The organism is Novosphingobium sp. PhB55 (assembly GCF_004368805.1).
Lineage (GTDB): Bacteria > Pseudomonadota > Alphaproteobacteria > Sphingomonadales > Sphingomonadaceae > Novosphingobium.
In genome coordinates, this window is the sequence record NZ_SODQ01000002.1 from 618,764 (window position 1) to 640,704 (window position 21,941).

At 61.8% G+C, this 21,941-nt stretch carries 17 protein-coding genes; 4 read left to right on the forward strand and 13 right to left on the reverse strand.

The window, feature by feature from the left end:
- Positions 1–182: 182 nt before the first annotated feature.
- Positions 183–1,598, reverse strand: coding sequence for a hypothetical protein (locus tag EDF57_RS07020; protein ID WP_134093620.1), 1,416 nt, complete (start codon positions 1,596–1,598; stop codon positions 183–185).
- A 417-nt stretch (positions 1,599–2,015) separates the two neighbouring features.
- Between EDF57_RS07020 and EDF57_RS07025 the strand changes: the two genes are divergently transcribed.
- The gene (locus EDF57_RS07025) at positions 2,016–3,071 is read left to right on the forward strand and encodes a hypothetical protein (RefSeq protein ID WP_134093621.1); all 1,056 of its coding nucleotides are present in this window, start codon (positions 2,016–2,018) and stop codon (positions 3,069–3,071) included.
- Positions 3,072–3,174: 103 nt separating this feature from the next.
- Here the strand turns inward: EDF57_RS07025 and EDF57_RS07030 are convergent, their stop codons facing one another.
- Entirely contained in the window at positions 3,175–3,684 is a 510-nt protein-coding gene (locus EDF57_RS07030; protein WP_134093622.1) for a hypothetical protein, read from the reverse strand.
- 174 nt (positions 3,685–3,858) lie between these two features.
- On the opposite strand from EDF57_RS07030, the gene EDF57_RS07035 reads away from it, so the two are divergent.
- Positions 3,859–4,299 carry a hypothetical protein gene (locus EDF57_RS07035; RefSeq protein ID WP_134093623.1) on the forward strand — a complete coding sequence of 147 codons (441 nt, stop codon included), beginning with the start codon at positions 3,859–3,861 and terminating at the stop codon, positions 4,297–4,299.
- A gap of 662 nt (positions 4,300–4,961) precedes the next feature.
- Here the strand turns inward: EDF57_RS07035 and bglX are convergent.
- The 9 genes from bglX to EDF57_RS07080 all read right to left on the reverse strand — a co-directional run bounded on the left by bglX (position 4,962) and on the right by EDF57_RS07080 (position 16,361).
- Complete coding sequence (gene bglX / locus EDF57_RS07040; RefSeq protein ID WP_134093624.1) at positions 4,962–7,280, reverse strand: beta-glucosidase BglX; 2,319 nt, start codon at positions 7,278–7,280, stop codon at positions 4,962–4,964.
- 51 nt (positions 7,281–7,331) lie between these two features.
- Positions 7,332–8,456: an acyltransferase gene (locus EDF57_RS07045; protein WP_134093625.1), complete on the reverse strand. Its 1,125-nt coding sequence runs from the start codon at positions 8,454–8,456 to the stop codon at positions 7,332–7,334.
- A 108-nt stretch (positions 8,457–8,564) separates the two neighbouring features.
- Entirely contained in the window at positions 8,565–9,653 is a 1,089-nt protein-coding gene (locus EDF57_RS07050; RefSeq protein ID WP_243840933.1) for a LacI family DNA-binding transcriptional regulator, read from the reverse strand.
- Between the two features lie 184 nt (positions 9,654–9,837).
- On the reverse strand, positions 9,838–10,800 hold the full coding sequence (locus EDF57_RS07055; RefSeq protein ID WP_134093626.1) for a DMT family transporter: 963 nt from the start codon (positions 10,798–10,800) through the stop codon (positions 9,838–9,840).
- Positions 10,801–10,835: 35 nt separating this feature from the next.
- On the reverse strand, positions 10,836–11,780 hold the full coding sequence (locus EDF57_RS07060) for a DMT family transporter (RefSeq protein ID WP_134093627.1): 945 nt from the start codon (positions 11,778–11,780) through the stop codon (positions 10,836–10,838).
- 239 nt (positions 11,781–12,019) lie between these two features.
- Complete coding sequence (gene ribB / locus EDF57_RS07065) at positions 12,020–13,132, reverse strand: 3,4-dihydroxy-2-butanone-4-phosphate synthase (RefSeq protein ID WP_134093628.1); 1,113 nt, start codon at positions 13,130–13,132, stop codon at positions 12,020–12,022.
- Between the two features lie 7 nt (positions 13,133–13,139).
- Positions 13,140–13,925, reverse strand: coding sequence for a hypothetical protein (locus EDF57_RS07070; protein WP_134093629.1), 786 nt, complete (start codon positions 13,923–13,925; stop codon positions 13,140–13,142).
- A gap of 86 nt (positions 13,926–14,011) precedes the next feature.
- On the reverse strand, positions 14,012–14,956 hold the full coding sequence (locus tag EDF57_RS07075) for a flavin reductase (RefSeq protein ID WP_134093630.1): 945 nt from the start codon (positions 14,954–14,956) through the stop codon (positions 14,012–14,014).
- A 13-nt stretch (positions 14,957–14,969) separates the two neighbouring features.
- A complete protein-coding gene (locus EDF57_RS07080; RefSeq protein ID WP_208324809.1) occupies positions 14,970–16,361 on the reverse strand; it encodes an LLM class flavin-dependent oxidoreductase in 1,392 nt (463 codons plus the stop codon).
- A 262-nt stretch (positions 16,362–16,623) separates the two neighbouring features.
- Here EDF57_RS07080 and EDF57_RS07085 point away from each other — a divergent pair, with 262 nt between their 5' ends.
- Complete coding sequence (locus EDF57_RS07085; RefSeq protein ID WP_134093631.1) at positions 16,624–17,370, forward strand: SDR family NAD(P)-dependent oxidoreductase; 747 nt, start codon at positions 16,624–16,626, stop codon at positions 17,368–17,370.
- Positions 17,371–17,374: 4 nt separating this feature from the next.
- Here the strand turns inward: EDF57_RS07085 and EDF57_RS07090 are convergent, their stop codons facing one another.
- Positions 17,375–18,214: an IclR family transcriptional regulator gene (locus EDF57_RS07090; RefSeq protein ID WP_208324810.1), complete on the reverse strand. Its 840-nt coding sequence runs from the start codon at positions 18,212–18,214 to the stop codon at positions 17,375–17,377.
- A 185-nt stretch (positions 18,215–18,399) separates the two neighbouring features.
- Entirely contained in the window at positions 18,400–19,782 is a 1,383-nt protein-coding gene (locus EDF57_RS07095; protein ID WP_208324811.1) for an MFS transporter, read from the reverse strand.
- Positions 19,783–20,188: 406 nt separating this feature from the next.
- Between EDF57_RS07095 and EDF57_RS07100 the strand changes: the two genes are divergently transcribed.
- Positions 20,189–21,766, forward strand: a complete 1,578-nt coding sequence (locus EDF57_RS07100) for an aldehyde dehydrogenase (NADP(+)) (protein ID WP_134093632.1) — start codon at positions 20,189–20,191, stop codon at positions 21,764–21,766.
- The last annotated feature ends 175 nt before the right edge of the window (positions 21,767–21,941 follow it).

Here is a 21,941-nt window from a genome sequence, read left to right on the forward strand (position 1 = left end):
ATGAGACGCTCGGCCGCCGATTTCACCTCTCTAGGTGCGGACCGTCCGGTTCCGGCAGCTTGCGCCAGCAGGATGGATATTCCATGACTAATTAATGGCCTAGTTAGCAGTTCTTCGTCACCTGCGCCGAGCGCACATTGCGTCGTGAGAAGCCAGTCTGAGACAATTGTCAGAGGCCGAGTTCAGGCCGGACTCGGCATCAGTTTCGGAACAGGGAGCCGTGCTGTGTTCGCCGCCTCTAGACTGTCTACAATTCCCTTAAGCGCGTCGTAGCGCTGACGCTTGGCATCGCCGCGACCGACCATCACGCGCAGGCCCACGCCCGCTGGAAGAGCGATCCACCAGGTGTTCGTTGCGACCAGCACACTCTTGGCGGCTGCGCCGGCAATCGTCGCCTTTGCCGCGCGTTCGCCGAAGACGACGCCGCGCTCCTCCCAGTTGACCCGGGTTTGGCTGAAGGCCGAGAACGCTATCACCGCAAGTCCCAGGGCAGACGGCACGAAGTCGCTGGCGCCGACGTGGTGCCCGATACCCGCCGCTGCCTCGACCTTGTGCTGGAGAGCGCCTTCGGCGATGCCACTGTCGGTCACATGCTCGGGCGAGAGGCCCAGCGCCATAAGGTGACCGTGAACCTCGGAAGTCGTGGTGATATCGATGTTCGGATAGCGCTCCAGCGCTTCCCTCACATAGCTGGCGGACTCAGTCGCCTTGGCCTGAATTTCGTGAACGATGTGGCCATGGGTATCACGTACAAGGATGTCATAGCCCGGCTGCGTGGCCGACGTAGCAAGTTCGGCATGAAGGCCATCGCTTAGCGCGCTGTTGAGCTGATCCACCAGCTCTATCTCGAACAACTTGCCCTTCACACCGTTGACCAAGTGCACGAGATTGTCGGTAGGAATGCGGGCTACGGCATCAGTGAACGTCTCACCCGCCGCCGTCAGCCCAGGGTAAGCCAGCGTAAAGGCTTGCTGGACTTCAAACGGCACGTCGTCTGGATGGCGCAGCAAATCGGCGAGTGAAACACCGCCTATCACCAGCAGATCCAGCAAGGTATCGCGCCGGCGGAATAGACGTGCGAAGTTGATCCGCTCCAGCTCGACCTGCGCCTGCTCGCGCGCTTTGGCACCGGCGAGTGCAAGCCGCTGCTCTATCGCATCGAAATCTGCCTGGGTCAGCGCAATCGAATCCATCGCGCCCGACATAGTGGCGACGGTACCCACGATCATGCTGCCGGTTGCAGCCCCCACCGTAGGCGACACCCGCCGCGTGACGCCGCCAAGCCCATTAATGGATTTCCCCAGCAGACGGGTGAAACCAATGGCCGAATCCGCCGCGGCATCGATTAGCTTCTCGCCGACGTTTTTGGCCGGCCGCACACCCTTGCGATTCTCCGCAAACGCAGCAGCCTTCTCCGCCAGCGCCTGTCCAGCAGCCTCGGAAGCCCGGCCCGCCCAATCCAGCGCTTCACGCGTGGAACCGGCGATGTCATCGCGCCGCTCTTCCATGAACTTGGCGGCACCATCAAGCGCATCACCACTCGCTTTGAGTGTCCGGCCAGCAGCCGCCTTGGCCTTACCTATCCTGTCGTCCTTCATCAGATCCCAGCCCCGCTTCACCCTCGAAATAACCGCGGGCTCTTAATAAACAAAGCTGTTCTAACGAAAGTTTGAGCAACACCGACGATTCAGGCTCATGACAGACTGGTTCTTGCCGCCATCGACCCTTTGTCGCCATTCAGGCATCAATTTCGCATCCCCAGGTCCTGACTGTCCGCTAACCGGCAGGTCGCGACCAGGCCCGGTCGTTCATCGTTCGCCGCAGGAACGGCGGGATTCACCGCTAGCGGTCATTCGATTGCCGATGATTGATGGGGTCAGTCAACCTCCGATCCCAGGCGAGTGATCTTCGCGCTGGAAGGGCCGACATGGGGGGAACGCGGTCATTGACCTACACCATCGTTCGGGCATGTTTCCGAGATGAAAAGACCAGCATTTCGCCCATTGCTTGTAGCGATGCTTGTTGTTGCCACCGGGTCCGGTGTCGCCGGGGTGTGGGCATTTAACAGTGCGGATGCTCCAGCCAAGACTGAGCAGTATCAAATGCGGGCTATAAGCCGCGCGGTTTTCGCAGATGGCCGTCTTTGGATGATGAGCGATGACGGTTCGCTCTTATCCATTGGGCCCAGTCAGCTCAAACCCGAGCGCGTGGAAACTGAGGGCAAAACTATCGAGATCTGTAAATCCGAGAGCCACCTTGTTGCTCTTGTTCAGGCTGATAAACGCCATTGGTCGATAAAACGGCGTTCGTCTGCGGGGTGGGACGTCGGGCCTACAATCGCAATCGACAACGAAAGTCTGGCAGCACTTGGTTGCGCGGATGAAGGGACTACCGTCGCCATAGTTACAAATCATCGCCTCGTAGAAATCGAGGGCAGGGTGGTGCGCGCTGTGAAACTTTCTGAGGAATTGAAGCCGCCGTTTGCCGTCGGAACGGCGCTGATTAACGAAAACACGATTTGGGTTGGCTTCAACGCCGGGGAATGGGGTGGTGGGCTTCGACGGATAACGCGCGGCGAAGGAAGAATCGAAGCCGTCGAGAAAAATCAGTCTGGAGAGCTTTGTGGCGGGCCGCTCAACACAGAGTGCGACCCGGTGAACGGGATCGTCGCCTCGCCTTCAAATCCTTCCTGCGTGGTGGCAGCAGTCGGTCTTGTGCACATGATGTCTCATGGTCGCATTGTCGAGGTGTGCGACGAAACGGTACGACGCCTGTATTTTAAACCGAATGATCCTCAGTCGTCTTACGGCAAGATTGACGAGGAAGAGCCCGCGAGCACAACCGCCTTCTTTGGCCTGACCCGCGTTGGCGATACGGTGTGGGCGCTTGGCACAGATGGGCTCTATCGGTTTGACGGGTCATCGTCACCCCAGTTTCGTTCGCTTCCAAAGTTTGAAAATAGAGGCGGCTATCGGGTCAGCTTTGACTTGCCCGGTGTTGTTCTGCTGATGACCGATGTGAACCAGCGCCGATCGCTAAGTGGCGCGGTGCCAATTATGGTGGCACGCTGAATGTCCGCAACGGGGCGCCTGCCGCCGGGTCGGTTTCAGGAGCGCTGCTGCGCGCCCTCCTTGATCGAAAGTTTGGGAGAGCTCACGATATTCCACCGACGTTTTACTTTTTGAATGTTGATTTATAGCCGTCAGCGAAGTTGAATGTAATACGGGTGATCTTATCGTGCTTGATGGTATAGTCGTAAACGCGGCATCCAGTTTTTTCGCAGATTAGCGTGACATGTTTCAAGCCATTACTCAAGTTTTGAACAGCAAACGTTTTCCCATTGCAGAACATTTCCTTTTCGGCATTTGCGGGAAAAACTAGCGTCAAGCCGACAGCGTCTATGCATTTATCACTTATGGTTTGAACGCTTATTCCTTCGATTTCCAGTGCGCTGGCGATATCTTGCGATTTTGGCAGAGGACCCATCAGTATTTTTCCGCGGCCATACACGAATCCGAAACCATCAGGGCCGGCAAGCACTTTGACCTCTCGATCCTTCATGGTCGCAAGTGGCTGAGCCTTACACGCCGTCACACTCAAAACTGCAGCGCAGCAGACTAACTTTAACGAGCAGCATATTCGCGTGTCATCGAAGTATTCTTGCTCGTGCCGAACGATCGTCATGTCGAAACAATAGCGCGAAGGTCAACGACTGCAATGGGCCGTTTCGTGACTTGCGGGAATCCGCGATGAACGGGAGAAAAACTGTCAGTCGGAAAGCGCCCCTTGGAGGACGCTAGCTACTGTGCAGCCCCAACCCCGATTGCGGACTTAGCGCGCACCTGCGAGATAGCTTCCATGAGCAAACTCACCCTGCGCTACAAGTTCGATGCAAGCTTCTTCGACGCGAGCTTGACGCGCGACGACTTCGGCTATCTCTCCATTGACGTCGAAACAGATCGCATATCCGCGAAAGGCGGCTTCTGGGTTCAGTGGCAGGACGTAAAGGAGTTCGGCGAAGCTCTAGGTCGATATCCGATTGGTGAGGATCAACCCGTGGTGGCGCAGTGGGGCTTTGAAATGCAGGAGGGCGAAGACCTCAAGCTCCGCCTGGAGGTTGCAACAGATGACAGGCGGGGGAACTTGTCTGTTCGGTTTGAAGTCGCCGACGACGACAAGCCAGAAGACCGAGCCCGCGGTCGATTTCTGACAAACTACCCGGATGTAGATGCCTTTAGGCTTGAGATCGCACGTTTGATGAGGAACGAGGTCGAAGAGGCTGTCCTGAACGGACGATAATTCTCGTGGTGAACCTAGGCCGCCCACGCGGATAGCGGAAGGTCCGCCATCCACCCAAGTCAGCCTTTCCCGAGCCAAGATCACTCGCCTGGAACCGGACGTTCGCTATGCCGATCTGGCGTCAAAGGTCCGGCGGGTTATGGCCGAGTCAGCCGTTCAGTAGTGATGTCGGGAATGGCAGTTTTGTCCCAATTTCGGAATGACGGCTTACCGGCTAGACAGGGCAGATAGCTGCCTGTTGCCTTCAGGTTTGGCGGGTCAAGGGCGATGAGGTTTTCTACCGGTCGGCAGGCGCCAACAAACCGGACGTTGCCACTGATGCCAACTGCATCGTCTTGCCGTGCACCGGCTTGAACAAGCCCACGCGCTTCATCTGTGCGACGCCTGGACCATCATTGGACTGGAACTTGTTGATCTGGTCTTGAGCCGCGCGCTTATTTGCCGCGTCTCAGCACGTACCATAGGCCAGCTTGCCTCGGGCAAAGCATCCTACGTGAAAGAGGGCAACCGCATCTGCGCTGAAACGCAGCCGCGATACACCATCTTTGTAGGCGAAGACTGGGCTGGGCGAGGGGACCGCCGTGTGGACGCCTACCGCTTCCGCAGTTGGCAGATAGTGGAAGGACGCTTGGTGCATCATTCACCTATCTGCCAAGCAAGCGTCAGTCAGCCACTTCGAATGAGCCGCCAAGCGCAGCGGTTGAGCTGTTGCCGGCGTAGACATCAAATGTGGTCGCGTCCTGCACGAACGAGCGGGTTGATGCCGCCCAATAGCTCAGGTCATCAGGGCTCAGTGTAAAGCGCACGGTCCGGGTTTCACCTGGTTCCAGGGTCAGGCGCTCGAAGCCTTTCAATTCCCGAACTGGGCGCGCGGCAGTGCCATATCGCTGGTGGATGTAAAGCTGCGCGACTTCATCCGCCTTGCGGCTGCCGGTGTTGCGGACATCGACCGAGACCGGCACCGCTACGCCCCGCGCAACCTTTGCCTTGTCCACCTTGAGGTTGGAGAATGCGAAAGTGGAATAGCTGAGACCATACCCAAACGGATAAAGAGGAGTATTGGACTCGTTCCAGTATCGCTCCTCGACCGTTTTGGGCTGATGCGTGGTGAGGTGCGCGTAGGGCAGCGGAACCTGACCGATGTTGCGCGGCCAGTTGTAGGGCAGTTTGCCGCCCGGCGAGACTTTACCGAATAGCAGGTTGGCCACGGCCGTCCCGCCCTGCGTGCCGGGATACCAGATATCCATCAGCGCCGCTGGCTTGCTGCCCTTGATGTCCAGCGGGCGCGCGCTCATCAGCAGGACGACGACCGGCTTGCCAGTGGCGATTACGGCATCGAGCAGTTCCTGCTGGCGTCCCGGCAGATCGAGCGAGGAGCGCGAGGCATTCTCGCCGACCATGATCTGCCCTTCGCCCAGCACCAGCACGGCGACGTCCGCATCCTTGGCAAGCGCGACCGCGCGCTGGATTTCGGGCGTGTCGTCGACATTCCGGGCCTTGCCCGCTGCGAATTGCTCGTCGGACTGGAAGATCGACTTGTTGACACGCGCGGGCAGGGTCACGCCCGGCGAATAGGCAACCTTTACGCCGCTGCCGACCTCGGCTTTGATGCCGGCCAACACCGTGACGGTTTCCTTGTCGTCCTGGTCGAACACCCATGGTCCCACAGTATCTCGCGCGGAATCGGCTAGCGGTCCGATCACCGCGATCGACTTGAGCGCCCTGCGGCTGAGCGGCAGCGCGCCGCCTTCGTTGCGCAGCAGCACGGCGCTGCGTTCGGCCGCCATGCGGGCGACCTCGCGGTGAGCGGGATCGGCCAGCACCCGCTTGGCTGCCTGGAGGTCGACATAGGGCTTTTCGAAAAGACCCATGCGAATCTTCGCTTCGAGAACGTGGCGCACTGCATCGTCGAGTTGCGCGGTGGTTATCTTGCCTGCCGCCAGCGACTGCGGCAGCGTCTTGAACGCGGACATGCCGAAGGGCGGCGCCATCTCCATATCTACGCCTGCCGTCAGCGCACGCACGGCCGCGTCCTCATTGCTGGCGGCGAATCCGTGGGTCAGCAGGTCATGGGCGGCACCGGCATCGGTGACGACAAAGCCCTTGAAGCCCCAGGTCTTTCGCAGGACGTCTGTGAGCAGCCAGCGATTGCCCGTGGCGGGCACGCCGTTCACGCCCATGTAGGCGCTCATGATATTGCCCGCACCGGCGTCGACCGCGGCCTTGAAGGGCTTCAAGTAGACGTTCCAGAGCTCGCTGTCGGAAAGGTTGACCTCGTCGTAGTCGCGGCCGCCGATAGAGGCGCCGTAACCGGCGAAGTGCTTGGGACCGGAGATGACATGGCCGGGACTGCCTATGTAGGAACCCTGAAAACCGCGCACCTGGGCCGCCGCCATGGCGCTGCCGAGGTAGGGGTCTTCGCCCGCGCCCTCGATAAGGCGGCCCCAGCGCGGATCGCGCGCGATATCGAGGTTGGGCGCGAAGGCCCAGTGAATACCCACGGCGCGGGCTTCGCGCGCTGCAACAGTCTGCGCCTGTTGTGCAACGCCTGGGTCCCAGCTTGCAGCAACGGCGATCGGCACCGGCATGATGGTGCGCAGGCCATGGATCACGTCATACCCGAAGAGAAGCGGGATCTTGAGCCGGGTCTTCTCGACGGCGATGTGCTGAAGGCGGTCGAGTTCGGCAGGATCGTGCACGAACAACAGCGAACCGGCGCGGCTGGCCGCCATCTCGTCGGTGACGCGCTTTGCCTCCTCCGGAGAATCGGTGAAATCGAAATACTGGGTGATCTGGCCGGCCTTTTCCTCCGGCGTCATCTGCGCGATCAGCGCATCGGCGCGCGCCCGGACGACTTCGTCGCTCAGCGGCATGCCCGATGTTGCCTTGCTTTGCGCGCTGGCCGTGCCGGACGCGGTGAGCGCCGCGGCCAGCGCGGCTCCGGTGAGCGCTTTGCGGCGCAACTTGTTTTTCGATGTCATCGGGCGTCCCTGTTTGCTGATGGGAGGAGGGGTTCGAAAGGTCACGACGGCTCAGGCGCGTTTCGGGAAGAGGGTGCGCAGACGGTTGCGGATGGGTTCGTCCCAGAACCTGTAAGCTGCCCAGGCGGCGATGATGAGAAACGGCACCAGCGCCACGCCGATCGTGGCCATCCGCGCGGGCGAAGGCTTCTCATTGGCGACGTAGTTCATCCAGATGTAGAGAAACGGAAAGTGCGTGATGTAGATGGGGTAGGAGATGCGTCCGCTCGCTCTGCACAGGCCAATCATTCCCCGCCCGGCCTTCGAATGGCTGCCCGCATGGACGATCAGTGGGAACAGCAGGATGACGCAGAGCGTTTCGTAAAGACCATTCAGGGGCACGCCGGCGACGGGATTGAGCGTGGGGAACGCGGCAATGCCGATCAGCAACAGGGACAGGGGCACCCAGCCGAGCCGGATCGAGGGCAGGCGATCCCGAACCCGGTAGAGCCAGAGGCCGGCAACGAATGGAAAGCACAGGCGAACCGGTGCCATCCAGAAGGACGGCCATGCGGAACCCTGGTCGATGCTGTCCAGCGTAGCCGTGCATGCGATTAGCAGCACACCGCTCAGCACCGCCAAAGCGCCCAGCGTGCGGGCGCGCATGTGGCGCAAGGCGAGGGCATAGACGATGTTGCCGATGTATTCCTGCAAGAGGCTCCAGCACGGCCCGTTGAACGGATGCGTGTCGCCCCAACGGTTTGGCAGCATCGGCGATGGCAGCAGCAGGAGGCCGAGGGACAGGGCCACGAGCAATTCGCGGATCGGTACGCTCTGCGCGGTGCCTGCGAAAGGATCCACGAGATAGCTGACGAACCCCAGCAGCGTTCCGAGAATGACCAGCGGATGGAGGCGGATCAGCCGCAGTCTCATGAACTGCATTACGGTCATCCGGTCCCAACGGTCGTCATAGGCGTAACCGATGACGAAGCCGGATAGCATGAAGAAGAAATCGACTGCCAGGATCGCATGATGAAGGATGATCCGCGCACCTTCCCACGAAACGGTTATGCCCTGTATGTGGAACAGCACCACGAGCATGGCGGCCGTTCCGCGAAGGCCGTCAAGAACCTCGAAATGCTGTTTCCCGTTTGCCGTCCTGTCGACGGCCAGATCCGGATCCGCGGTGGTTTGCATCGTCAAATCACCCGCCGCGTTCAGGGTTGCAGCTTGCTCCACTTATCCGCTCCCATTCTTGTCGCGGCAGGGCTGGGTGATTTATCGTTAAACCACAAGCATTATTTGTTACACCGATCCGCGTTCAATCATCTCGAACGGGATTACCGTATCCAGCGGAACGGGGCCCGACTGGGGATGCCGCACCGAGCCTGACAGATATTCCATCGCGGCCGCTGCCATCACGCGGACCGGTTGGCGCACAGTTGTGAGCGGCGGCCAGACCCGCGTAGCCAGAACAGTATCGTCGAAGCCGGTGACGGAAAGATCGCCGGGGATGGAAAGGCCGCTGTGATGCGCGATCCACAACACTGCGGCTGCCATGTCGTCGTTACCGGCGATGATCGCATCCGGCCGGTTCTCAAGGCTCAAGAGCTGCTGCGCGGCGACGAGGCCCGACTGAAACGTGAAATCGCATTCGATGCAAAGCGCAGGGTCGATGGGGAGCGCGTGTTCGCGAAGTGCGTCGCGATACCCTTCCACTCTAGCGACGCTGTCGGAGTGGTGGAGCGGGCCGCTCAGCACGGCGATCCGGCGTCGGCCATGGGCGATGACAAGCTCGGTCATCGACTTCGCGGCCGAGCGGTTGTCGATACGGATAGTGGCGATGTAGGGCAAGGCGTGGCCCGTGGCGATGGCCGCTATCGGAACGTCGAGAGCGGCAACCCTGGGGTCTTGTCCCAATGCCTCGGCATAAGGGGGAAGCAGCATCAATGCCTGCGCGCCTTTGCCGACAAGGTCGCGGGCAACGTCGATGGTGGCTTCGAGTGAGGGGTCCGCGGCTGACCGGATCTGCAGTTGGACACCGCATTCGGCCGCGACCACTGCCACGGCCGCCAGCGTCATTTCCACGAACACGCTGTCCACATCGGCGCAGATCAGCCCGACGCAGGTGACGCCCGCGCCGGTCAGTCTTCGTGCCGACTGGTTGGGAACATAGCCCAACTCGCCAATGGCGGAGAGAACCCGCTCGCGGGTATCCGCACTGACGCGTCCCGTGCCATTGATGACGTTCGATACGGTCATGGCGGAAACGCCCGCGCGCGTGGCTACGGCATGCAGCGTCACGCGGCTGTGGTCACTGGGCCGACGGCTCATGACGAGGAAGCTTGTTGGCGGTCCATGATGCTTCATGATCGACGTCAAGATCGTGCGCAAGCACCGCCCGTTCATGGCTGTTGGTTTGCTGCAAAAGGTAGTCGAGAGGATTGCTCCAGGCCTGCTCTATCGGCGGAAGCCTTTGGTTGGGCGTGGCGCTATTCCCGCGGATGGGAGCATTGCGAGTTGCGGGAAGCAGCTACCTGCATCGGCAGATTGCGGCACGACCGGTAAATCGCGGGTCTCAACTTCTCTCAGCTTGGTGGGCAGCCACACTCGACGCCACAGATGAGAACAAGAAAAGGATGGCGGCGGTCTCGAGAATGGCAGGTAGACGGTGGTCCCAGAGAAAGCCGTAAAGTAGGGCGAAGAAAGTCTCGAAAAGGATCATTTGTCCCACCATTGTCATCGGCAGAAGCCGGGACATTCTGTTCCAGAGCGCGAAGCCGATAATCGACGAGAACAGTGCAACGCTGCTGCACACGAACAGGAAGTTCAGCCAGTCTCCGGTGCTGTGGGACGTTCGCTCGAACAGAAGCGCTGCCGGTATGAGCAGCAGCGCTTCCAACCCGGACGTTACTCCGGTCAGAAGGCTCCATTCCTGCGACGAGACATGGTCGAGGCGATGGAGGGTTCGGCCGTTCCAAACGGCGAAGACAGCCCAGGTCGCGAGCGCGACGATGGCGCAGAGCAGGGCCATTAGTTGGTCCCAGGACCGTTCCCCTTCGCCATATACCAGCGTTTGCCAGGAGATTGCGACCATTCCCGCCACGCTGAAAAGTACCGATGGAATGAGTTTTGCAAGCGGAACGGCACCTTGTTCGCGGCTGCCGATGACCGTCACGACGACGGGGAGGAAGCCGATGACCAGCGATGTCATGGGTACGCCGCCAAGCTTCACCGCAACCGTCAGAAACACGTAATGCGCGGTATTTCCGCAAAGGCTGAGGCCTGCAAGGGTAAGCCAGTCCCGTCGATCCAGCTTTCGCAGCAGAGCCGGCCAGCGCCGACCGATGATCGCGGCGGCGAGCAAGCCATAGGTGGCATATCGTCCGATCGCGATCTGGAAAGGGCCGAAGGCGTGAAGGATCGCCGGAACGAGAAAGACCAGCCCCCATAATGCCCCGGCACCAACGCCGCAGGCAATGCCCGCGGCAATAGTCGTTCCACTTTTCCGCCCGGAAATGGAGAAAGCTTCAGGTTGCATCGCGGCTCGCTGCCCGGGCCCGGATAATCGATCGATCAAGCACCGGAATGAGCCTCGCCCTGATACCGCGACACGATGACGATTCCGGCGAGCGTCACCGCCATTCCCAGGCCCATGGCCAGCGACAGCGGCTCTCCGAACATCGCGCGGGCCCAGATCATTGTCACGGGAGGGCTGAGGTAGAGAACACTGCTGACCCGAGCAGGCGAAAGCCTGGCGAGGGAGAAGTAATAGAGTCCATATCCCGCAAAGGTGGCAAGCACGATGAGCCAGAGAACGCCGATCCAGAATCCCGCTTCCAGCGGCGGCGCGATCCTGCCGCCGCGCCAGCAGATGAGCAGGAAAAGCGCGGCACTGACGAGGGACTGGATGCACAGGGTCTGGTGGATCGGCAGTACCGATGCGGGCCAGCGCTTTTGTGAAACCGTCACGAAGGCGAGAGACAGCATTCCCAATATCGGCAGCACATAGGCCCAGATTGGCGCATCCCCTGCGTGAAGGGCCCCGGCCGAGACCATGAGCACGCCCAGGACGGCAATTGCCATCCCGAGCCATTCCCCGCGCGAGATGACCTGGCCCAGCAAGGGTATCGAAATCAGCACGATCGCCAGGGGCAGCATGTCGGCGATGAGCGCGACGAGGCCGGTCGGCACGCCTTCATCGATGGCATAGGCAAAGCCAAGCATGTAACCCGCCATCGCGAACAACCCGATGATGGATTGCACCACCAGGACCTGCAAAGTCAGGCGGGGACCGGTCAGCAGTGCGAAGGGCAGCAGGACCAGTCCCGCGATCAGGTTGCGCCAAAGCAGGATCAGCGAAACGGGGGCATGGCCGACCGCGAAACGCATGCCGATGAAGCCGGAACTCCAGCACACGAGCAGAACCGTCAGCAGCAGCCACGCTTTCCAGTCGGTCGGCGATCGGTGCCTGTGCGGCACCTCAAAAGTCTCCGGCGAAAGGCCAGTATCGGTAAGCATCACGCGTTCGCCTCTCCCGGGGCTGTTTTTGCGATGTTTCGAGCGATCGCCGCGCTATTTGTGTGAAGAGTAGAGGATCGCTGCCGATAGAGCCGGCGACCCGATTCCAGCGGTAGCCGATCTGCGTGTTTCGCCCCGCGCCAACCCAGACCTGTCACGGCTCGCATTGCAGCTTGATGGGTCGATTTCGAACAACGTCAGCATATGGTGAACTGCCAGTAGGGCCGGCGCCAGTACGGTCATTGCACGGGCCTGGCAATGGGGAGCGCCTGCTCCTCCGCAATGCCAATGCCGTATCTTCCCAGCGCGGCCCGTTCATGCGGGGAATCCGTCAACAGGGAAACCTGCCCGGCCCCCAGTTCGGTCAGGATCATGGCTGCCATGGCATAGTCGGCCGCATCCTGTTCGCCGCGTTCGTGAAGGGACCCGGGATGGAGTTCCCCGCGCAGAGGCATAAGGATGCCCCGGCCTTCCTCGGCGATCATGCGCATGGACTGTTCAAGTCCTCCCACGCCGGTGCCGGCGCCGTACAGATCGGCAAGGACGGAAACGGCGTGAAGGCGCACGGGGGTGGGCCTGGTAGGATCGATCTCGCCCTTGACCAGCGCAACCTGCTCCGTACCAGTGGCGCGGTTCGCGAACGTGATAGCGCGCCAGGTGCCGCCCCAGCGGGAGTCGAAGGCGGTTTGCGACCGTTTTTCCACGAGACTGTCATGGCGGCGGCGATAGGCAATCAGGTCCCGGATCGTGCCGACCTTGAGATCGTGCCGGGCTGCAAAAATCATGAGATCGTCGAACCGGGCCATTGTCCCGTCGTCGTTCATGATCTCGCAGATCACGCCCGAGGCGTTGAGGCCGGCCAGCCGCGAGACGTCGACCGCCGCCTCGGTATGGCCGGGCCGCACCAGCACGCCGCCGGCACGGGCGACCAGCGGAAAGACATGGCCCGGCGTGACGATATCGTCACGTCCATTGAAAGCATTGATCGCCACCGAGATCGTCCGCGCGCGGTCTCCGGCGGAAATGCCCGTGGTAACGCCAACGCGCGCCTCGATCGAGGTAGTGAAGGCCGTCTCGTGACGGGTGCCGTTGTTCTTGGTCTGGAGTTCCAGCCCGAGGATTTCGGCTCGCGCCTTCGAGAGGGCAAGACAGATGAGGCCCCGGCCATGGGTGGCCATGAAGTTGATCTTTTCCGGGGTCGCCATCTGGGCCGGGATCACGAGGTCTCCCTCGTTCTCCCGGTCCTCGTCGTCGACCAGGATGAACATGCGCCCCTGGCGGGCCTCTTCGATGATCTCTTCGATCCCGACGAGGGCCGCGGGACGGGTATGCGTCAAAGTCGCGACGGTCATGGCGATCCTACTCCGCAGTGTAATCGAAGGAAACGTCGCCCCAGCCGGCGAAACGGCCGGTGACGCGGCGGTCCGGCTCAAGCGCGACGGCGGCGAGGCAGCTGCCCGGCAGGATCACGTCGCCGGCCTTGAAATCGACGCCGAACTCCGCGACGCGGCGGCAGAGCCAGGCGATTGCAGCGACCGGGTTGCCGTAGATCGCGGCGGTGTTGCCTTCGGCGACCTGCTCGCCGTCGTAGAGGATCTCGCCGTTCATGTCGGAGAGATTGAGTTCGCTGAGCTTGCGCGGCTGGGCGCCGAGGATCACCGCACCGGTCGAGCCGCCGTCGCACAGGGTTTCGAAGATGGTGATCTTCCAGTCCTTGACGCGGGAGTCGATGATTTCGAGAGAAGGCAGGACGTAGTCGGTGGCCGAGATGACGTCGGCTACGGTGACATGAGCGCCGCCGAGGTCGCGCTTGAGCACGAAGGCGGGTTCCAGCTCCACGAAGGGCGCGATGAAGCTCGACGCCGGTACGCGCAGGTTCTCGGGCAGGAACAGGCTGTGCTGCAGGGGACCGAAATCGGGCTGATCGACGCCGAATTTGGTCTGCATGGCCTTGGCGATGTTGCCGAGCTTGAAGCCGACGATCTTGTCGCCGCGCGCGACGGTGCGGCGGACGACTTCCTGCTGGACGCGGACGGCATCGGCAATGCTGCCCTGCGTGCCCGGCGCGACGAGTTCCTTGACCGGCTGGCCGGCGTCACGCGCGGCGATGAGAGTCTCGGCAATGGCTTCGACGTTGATCGACATGGTATGATCCTTCGGTTCTGAGCCCGGGCTTGTCGCAGGGACGATGGGGGCTGGGCTCGTGCAGTTGTTCGGTTCGGCGCCCGGGTTCAGGCTCCGAGGTGCCAGATCTTCATCGCGGAAAGCATTTCGCGCGGATCCCAGGCCACCCATTCCTCGACGATCCGGCCGCCCTGGTGGCGCAGGAACGAGGCGCCGTGGACCACGACTTCGCGGCCGGTGGCCGGGACGTCCATGAAAGCGCCGGTGTGACGGGCGGTAGTGCGCCAGTGCAGCGCGATCATGTCGTCCTGCGCCACGGCATGGAGCACTTCGACGTTGAATTCGCCGAAGGCGGCATGAGAGGTTTCGATCTGGCCGATCAGTTCGGGCAGGTTGACCTTATGACCGTCCTTGGAGTGGCGGACGTAGCCGGGGGCCACGATCGCCTCGAAGGCGGCAGTGTTGCCGTCGCCCCAGGCACTGATCCAGGCCTTCTCGATGCGCGCGACCATTTCCGGCTGCGACGGCGCTGCGGCGGGCTCGGCAGCTTGCGGAGCCTGATAGCTGCCCAGCTTGCCCTCGCAGAAGACCAACGAATTGCCGCGGCCGACGTCCATGGCGGCGATCGTGGCGATAATCACGAAATGATCGCCGGCGACGACTTCGGATAGCACCCGGCAGTCGAGCCAGGCGGCCGCATCGGGCAGTCGCGGCGTGCCGATCGCGCTGTCGTCATAGGTGAGGCCCTGGAACTTGTCCTCGCCCTTGCGGCCGAGCGCCTTGCAGATGCCTTCCTGGCCCACGGACAGGATGTTTGCCGTGAACTTCGCGCTTGCCCGCAGCACCGGCCAGGTGCTGGAGGACTTGTCGACGCAGAAGGTGACGAGGGCCGGATCGAGCGAAAGCGACTGGAAGGTGCCGACGACGAAGCCGGTGGGCTTGTCGTCCTCGGTGCGGCCGGTGATCGCGACGACCCCGGTGGGGAGCAGTGCAAAGAGCTTGCGCTGTTCCGCCGCCGAGAATGCCGCAGGTGATGGAGGAATGCTCGCCATGGCGGACTCCGGCTCAGGCGTTTTCAGGAGTGCGCGACAGATCGCGAGCGATCGCCGCACCCGGATGATCGGCGGCCAGGCGAGCCTGTCCAGCACCGAAAATGTTCTCGCGCAGGGTCGAGCCATCGTACTGCGTGCGCATCAGGCCGCGCTTCTGGAGAACGGGTACGACATAGTCGGCGAAGTTCTTGAGGTCCTGGTACTTCACGCCGTAGCCGAGGTTGAAGCCGTCGATGCCGGTGTCCTCGACCCAGGAGGCGAGCTGGTCGGCAATGCTTTCCGGGCCGCCCACAAGCGTCGGCGAGGTACCGCCGATCCCGATGTATTCGGCGATGTCGCGCGGGGTCCACTCCTTGGTCGGGTCCATCTTCGAGAAGAGGTCGACCATGGTCTGACCGGCGTTGGTCTTCACGTGGCGCAGCGGCACGTCGGGATCGAACGTGGACATGTCGAGGCCGGACCAGCCGCTGTAGCGCGCCATCGCGCCTTCGTAGTCGACCAGGCTCTTGTACTGTTCGTAGCGTTCCTGGGCTTCGGCGTCGGTGGCGCCGGTGACGACGGTCATCATCTGGACGACGGCGACGTGGCTTGGATCGCGGCCCGCTTCGGCGGCCTTCGCGCGCACGGCGTCGACCTGCTTCTTGAGACCGGTCTTCGACGTGGCATTGGTGAACACGGCTTCAGCGGTCGCGGCGGCGAGGGCGACGCCCTGGCTCGAACCGCCGGCCTGGAAGATCACCGGGGTACGCTGCGGCGAAGGTTCACACAGGAAGATGCCGGGGACCGAGAAATATTCGCCCTGATGGCCGATCTCATGGACGCGGGAGGGATCGACGTAAGTGGAGGTCGCGGCATCGGCAACGGCGGCGCTGTCTTCCCACGAACCTTCCCAGAGCTTCAGCGCGACGTCGATGAACTCGGCAGCCATCGCATAGCGGTCGTCGTGCGAACGCTGGGTGCCGGTTCCGAGGTTGCGCGCCGCGCTCTGGGCGTAGGAGGTCACCACATTCCAGCCGATGCGGCCGTCGGTCAGGTGGTCGAGCGTCGCGAACTTGCGGGCAAGGCTGTAGGGATGGTCGTAGGCCGTCGTCGAAGTAACGCCGAAGCCGAGGTTCCTGGTTGCGGCCGCCATGGCGGTGACGACATAGGACGGATCGTTGGCGGGGATCTGCGCGCAGTCCTTGAGCGCTGCGTCCACGTTGCCGCGATAGATGTCGTGATAGCCGACATTGTCCGCGAAGAAGACGCCGTCAAAGCAGGCTTTCTCCAGCATCTGTGCAAATTCGACCCAGTAGTGGACCGACTTGTACTCGCGGCCGCGATCTTCGGGGTGACGCCAAAGCCCGGCCGAAAGGTGGCTCGGGCCGTTGAAGTCGAACGCGAACAGCTTCATCTGCTTGGTCATGTCAGCCTCTCCAGTGCGTTCTATAATTGAACGTGATGTTTGAGATATGAACGTAATATCCCTAGGAGAGAGTCGCGTCAAGAATTAGGCTCAGGCGCGCAGTCAGGCCGAACAGACTGAAAATCGGGTAATTTTTCGGATTAAGGGAACTCGTTCTCGAGAAAGATCCGACGAGAGAGACGAATCGAGCCGTCAAGCCGCAGGCTTAAGCTGGTCCCTGCCTTGCATCAGAAATCCAGCCATTTGAGAGAGAGCAAAACGGATGAAGCGATTTGAAGGAAAGGTGGCGCTCGTCACCGGCGGGCGATCCGGAATCGGACGCAGCATCGCGCAGAAACTGCGGAGCGAAGGCGCGCTGGTAGTGACCGCCCAGCGCGGTGAGGATCCGGAGTTTTCCGGCGTATCAGTCGATTTTTCGGATCTGACAGGTCCGCGCAGGGTGATCGATCATGTTCTGACCCGCGCAGGAAGGCTGGACGTTCTGGTCAACAATGCCGGGGTCATGGTCGAAAGCGCGATCGAGGAAATGACGCTGGAGGCCTGGAACCAGACTTTGGCCATCAACCTCACGGCGCCGTTCCTGATGATCCAGGCGGCCCTGCCGCATCTTCGCGAGACCCAGGGCAGCATCGTCAACGTTGGTTCGATCGAGGGTCTCGGTGCCAATCCCGGCCATGCCGCCTATTGCGCGTCGAAGGCCGGCCTGCACGGGCTGACCCGGGCCGTCGCCATCGACCACGGGCACGAAGGCATTCGCTGCAATGCCGTGGCGCCGGGCTGGATCGATACGGAACTGAACGAGGCCTTCATCGAACCCATGCCCGATCCGCTGGCGTTTCGCCGTGAGATCGCACGCATACACCCTGCCGGGCATACCGGCTCTCCCCAGGATGTCGCCAATCTCGTGGCATTCCTGGCTTCGGATGAAGCACGTTTCGTTACCGGGCAGGTCTATCCCGTAGACGGCGGCCGGATGGCGAAGCTTAGCCTGCCATCCGGCTCGCTGTAACTTATTATTTGCCGGGAGCGAGAGCCCGCGCGATCTCGCTCGCCGTTTGTCGCAGCTGCGCCGCAAGATCGTCCAGTGGGCGGCTCCTCATGCGTTCGGAAGGGCCTGTAACCGACAGAACGCCGATGAAATGCCCGAGTTCATCATGGACCGGGACCGACATGGCGAAGAGGCTTTCCTCCAACTCGTCATCGACGATGGCATAGCCGCGCTCGCGCACCTCGTGGAGATCTCGGATCAGTTTCTTGCGATCGGTAATGGTCTTGCTGGCGAAGCGCTCGAGTGTCCTGGGCATAAGCGCCTCGATACGCTCGTCGTTCAGGTCGGCAAGAACCTGCTTCCCGGTGGCGCTGGCATGGATCGGAAAATCACGGCCCACATAACCCTGCGAGAGCGTTATGAGCCGGTTGGAATGCGCCTCTGCGATCAGGTCGAAATCCGCTTCTCCGTTGACGACGGCATAGCCCACCATCTCGTTGAGGCCGTCTGCCAAGGCTTTGAGGATAGGCTGAACGCGGGCGATGATGCCCTGATGGGGATCTGCAAGGCGGCCTAGCCGAGCGATCTTCCAACCCAGCTTGTACTTGTTGTCGAGCCGTTCGACGAAGCCGGTCTGTTCCAGGCTGAGGAGAAGGCGAAACGCGGTGGGACGCGACATTCGCACATGCTGCGCAAGTTCGGTCACGGTTATTCCGGCCGGAAAGCGACCCAGTTCGTTGAGGATCGTTGCGGCCTTGATGACCGACTTGTTGGTAAGCTCGGTGGTTTCGACCGCGTCGGACGCCGTCTCGCCGCCATTTGTCATGTCGGCGGTTTCGACATCGATTTCGCTCGGTTCCGACACAGTTGGTCCTGTCCTCCAGTTGGTTGCCTCTTCCAGATGGGGCAAAGCGCCACGGCGATCAAGTCGGGGAGTGAGCGCTGGCCTTGGGCCAATGGGTTGGCAGAGGTCGGATATAGGCCAAAAAAAAACGACCTCCCCCAGGGCGTGAAAGGGGAAGGCCGAAGTGGGTGTCGGGATAGCCAGGCCTAAGCGGGCTCGGCCGCTGCGTTCTGCGGTCGCTTGCGCGTCGACGCCGAGGTCTCGCTGAGCAGTTTGCCCTTCGTTTCCGGCGCCAGGATGTGCGAAACGACCCCGCCGACAAGGCAGATGGCGGCGGCGATGATCATCGTGCCGGACGTGCCGAGCGATTCCATCGACAAGGGCAGGAGGAATGTGCCGGCCGCAGCGCCGACGCGCGAGACCGCCGTTGCGAAGCCGACGCCGACGCCGCGGATCTCAGTGGGGAACACTTCACCGGGATAGACGCCGGTGAGGGTGGTCGACACCGCGTTCACGAACGAAAAGGTCAGGAAGCAGAAGACGATCAGGGCTGGCGAGGGGTTTGCCACCAGTGCGATGGCGAGCAAGGCCAGGGTGGAGATGTAAAACGGCGGGATCGCCAGCTTGCGGCGGCCGAGGCGCTCGATGAAGAAAGCGGCGAAGAAGGTGCCGATAAGGGCAAGGCCGTTGAGAGCGAGGCCGCCGGTCAAGCCGTCCTTCAGACCGATATGTTCAAGCACGATCGGCGCGAACGTGCCGATGGCGAAATAGGGGGTGACATTGCAGACCCAGAAAACCGAGATGAAGATCGTCGCGCGGATATAGTCGGGCGAGAAGAGATGCTTGAAGCCAAGGGCCTCGGTGGGTTCCTGGCCGTGAATGTCGCGCTGGCCTTCCTCGCACATGTATTCACGGGCGATCTCGATGGCTTCCTCGCGGCGGCCCTTGCTCATCAGCCAGCGAGGAGATTCCGGAGTGCCGAGGCGCAACAGGAGAACGATCAGGGTCGGTACCGTGCTGAGCCCCAGAATGACGTTCCAGCCGGCAAGGTCGTAAACGGTCAGGGCCCAGCCCAGCGCATAGGCGACGAGAAAACCGAAATACCAGCCGACTTCCTGGATCGAAAGCAGGCGACCGCGCAGACGCGCCGGGGCGAATTCGGCGAGCATCGGCCAGCCGATCGCGTAGTCGGCACCGATCGCAACGCCCATGAGCGTGCGCACCAGGAAGAGCTGGTAGGCGTCAGTGACGAAGAATTGCGCGGCCGACCCAACAAGGAAAATAGCCATATCGATAGTGAACATCGGCTTGCGGCCGATTTTGTCGGCGAGATATCCCCCGAGCGGTCCGCCGATGAAAATGCCGATAAGGGTCGAGGCGCCGATCAGGCCCTGCCAGACCAGCGAGAGGTTCATGTCCCGCGTCATGGCCGGCATCACAATGCCGATCCCACCGAGGATGAAGCCGTCGATGAACATGCCTCCCGAGATCAGGAGCGTCAGCTTTGCGATGAAGGCGCGTTGCTTCTGGGGCATGGGTGCCGGGCGGTGAGTCGCTGGCATGGCAGCGACCGATTGTACATTGGCCAAGTCCACTTCTCCTATCCCATTTATTGTTATCAATTCCGCGCTTTCAGCTGCGGTTATGGCTGTCCGAGCAGCGTTGCAGAGGGACACGCAAGGCTGCCGATAATGCGGTGACCGTTCACATAGTAAACGCTACGTTCGAAAAACAATCAGCAAATGCGTCGGCTGTCAAGCGCTTCTCGCCTGCGTCACGTCGCTCTTGACGGCAAATTTGGCGCAGACTATCACTTTCTAATACCGAACGCCATGTTCGGAAAATGAACGTCGTATTGACCGGTTCAAGTTGTACGTACGCGTACATCGCCGTCCTGCGCCAAGCCGGGGGATGACGAGTCCGACAAGCAGGATCCCGCGCTGCAAAGCCGGGTTCATGCTGTCCGCCCAAGGGCAAGAGGATGGAAGGAAAATCATGAGTATTACTGGCGAACTGCTGCTGGGAGCGCGTTCCATTCGCGGGACGAGTGGAAGCTTCGAAGCAAGCGATCCCACTACCGGAAACAGCATGGCGCCCTCCTTCGGCGGCGCGTCGATCGACCAGGTGGATGCCGCCTGCACGCTTGCTGCAAGGGCTTTCGACGGTTTCCGTGAAGTGCCGCTGGAGCGCCGGGCGGCGTTTCTGGAAGCGATCGCCGAGAATATCCTGGCGATCGGCGACGATCTGATCCTGCGCTGCATGGCCGAAAGCGGCCTGCCCCGCCCCCGGCTGGAAGGCGAGCGCGGTCGTACCGTCGGCCAGCTCAGGATGTTTGCGGCGGTAGTACGCGATGGCGGTTTCCTCGATGTCCGCATCGACCCTGCCCAGCCCCAACGGTCGCCGCTTCCTCGCGTCGATCTGCGCCTGCGCAACATCCCGATCGGTCCGGTCGCGGTCTTCGGCGCCAGTAATTTTCCGCTCGCCTTCTCGGTAGCGGGTGGTGACACCGCTTCGGCTTTCGCGGCGGGTTGCCCGGTTGTGGCCAAGGCGCATCCGGCGCATCCGGGAACGTCCGAACTCATCGGCCGCGCGATCCAGGCGGCGGTCCAATCCGCAGGCCTGCCGGAAGGCGTTTTCTCGCTAATCGGCACCAGCGGCATCGCGGAAGCTCAGGCGCTTGTCGCCAATCCCCATATTGCCGCAGTCGGCTTTACCGGTTCGCAGATGGGCGGGACGGCGCTGATGAAAGTTGCGGCCGAACGCCCGCGTCCCATCCCGGTCTATGCCGAGATGAGCAGCATCAATCCGGTCATCCTGCTTCCTGAAGCTCTGGCGGCGCGTGGTTCCGAAATCGCGACCTCCTTCGTCGCATCGCTGACGCTGGGTGCGGGGCAGTTCTGCACAAACCCCGGACTCGTTCTGGCCATAGAGGGCCAGGGGCTGGACCAATTCGTCGAGGCGGCGGCGTCCGAACTGCGCGGCGCTCCCGCTGCAACGATGCTGACCTCCGGCATTCACGAAGCCTATGGCGCCGGTACGGCCTTGCTCGCCGACCACCCGGCAGTCGCCACGGTTGCCCGCGGCCTTGTCGGCGGAATCAACCAGGGACAGGCCGGGCTGTTTGTTGCGAAAGCCGCCGATTTCCTTGTCCATGACGCGCTGCAAACCGAGGTATTCGGTGCCTCCGCGCTCGTGGTCCGGTGCGCGGATGAAGCCGAACTGCGCCGCGTGCTCGAACACCTCGAAGGACAATTGACCGCCGCAATCCACCTGGACAAAGACGACACCGATTTCGCGCGGCGCTTGCTGCCAATCCTGGAGCGACTGGTCGGGCGCATCCTGGTCAACGGCTTCGGTACCGGCGTGGAAGTCGGTCATGCGATGGTGCATGGCGGACCGTTCCCAGCCACGTCGGACGGTCGCACGACATCGGTTGGAAGCCTGGCCATCCGCCGGTTCCTCCGCCCCGTAAGCTATCAGGATCTACCCGAGACGCTGCTGCCCGACGCGTTGAAGTGGAACAATCCGCTGGGTGTCGAACGCCTCGTCGACGGCAAGCGGGAAACGCTCTGACGCTTCGACAGGAAGATTGGAACAGCCCGCGCGTCGATCCGAGGCGCGCGGGAAATACGGGACGAGCGACGCAAGATCGCCGACCTGGGAGAAGGAAGCCTCGATGACCTGTGATCTCCTGCCCGGCAACGGGCCGATAGCCAATGCCGCATTTCTGCCGCTCGTCTCTGGGTGC

Coding starts and splice junctions, on each gene's coding strand:
- EDF57_RS07030 (WP_134093622.1), bottom strand. CDS start 3,684: ATGACGATCGTTCGGCACGAGCAAGAATACTTCGATGACACGCGAATA.
- EDF57_RS07070 (WP_134093629.1), bottom strand. CDS start 13,925: ATGTCGATCAACGTCGAAGCCATTGCCGAGACTCTCATCGCCGCGCGT.
- EDF57_RS07055 (WP_134093626.1), bottom strand. CDS start 10,800: ATGCAACCTGAAGCTTTCTCCATTTCCGGGCGGAAAAGTGGAACGACT.
- EDF57_RS07025 (WP_134093621.1), top strand. CDS start 2,016: ATGCTTGTTGTTGCCACCGGGTCCGGTGTCGCCGGGGTGTGGGCATTT.
- EDF57_RS07100 (WP_134093632.1), top strand. CDS start 20,189: ATGAGTATTACTGGCGAACTGCTGCTGGGAGCGCGTTCCATTCGCGGG.
- EDF57_RS07075 (WP_134093630.1), bottom strand. CDS start 14,956: ATGGCGAGCATTCCTCCATCACCTGCGGCATTCTCGGCGGCGGAACAG.
- EDF57_RS07045 (WP_134093625.1), bottom strand. CDS start 8,456: ATGCAAACCACCGCGGATCCGGATCTGGCCGTCGACAGGACGGCAAAC.
- EDF57_RS07020 (WP_134093620.1), bottom strand. CDS start 1,598: ATGAAGGACGACAGGATAGGTAAGGCCAAGGCGGCTGCTGGCCGGACA.
- bglX (WP_134093624.1), bottom strand. CDS start 7,280: ATGACATCGAAAAACAAGTTGCGCCGCAAAGCGCTCACCGGAGCCGCG.
- EDF57_RS07085 (WP_134093631.1), top strand. CDS start 16,624: ATGAAGCGATTTGAAGGAAAGGTGGCGCTCGTCACCGGCGGGCGATCC.
- EDF57_RS07080 (WP_208324809.1), bottom strand. CDS start 16,361: ATGACCAAGCAGATGAAGCTGTTCGCGTTCGACTTCAACGGCCCGAGC.
- EDF57_RS07060 (WP_134093627.1), bottom strand. CDS start 11,780: ATGCTTACCGATACTGGCCTTTCGCCGGAGACTTTTGAGGTGCCGCAC.
- ribB (WP_134093628.1), bottom strand. CDS start 13,132: ATGACCGTCGCGACTTTGACGCATACCCGTCCCGCGGCCCTCGTCGGG.
- EDF57_RS07035 (WP_134093623.1), top strand. CDS start 3,859: ATGAGCAAACTCACCCTGCGCTACAAGTTCGATGCAAGCTTCTTCGAC.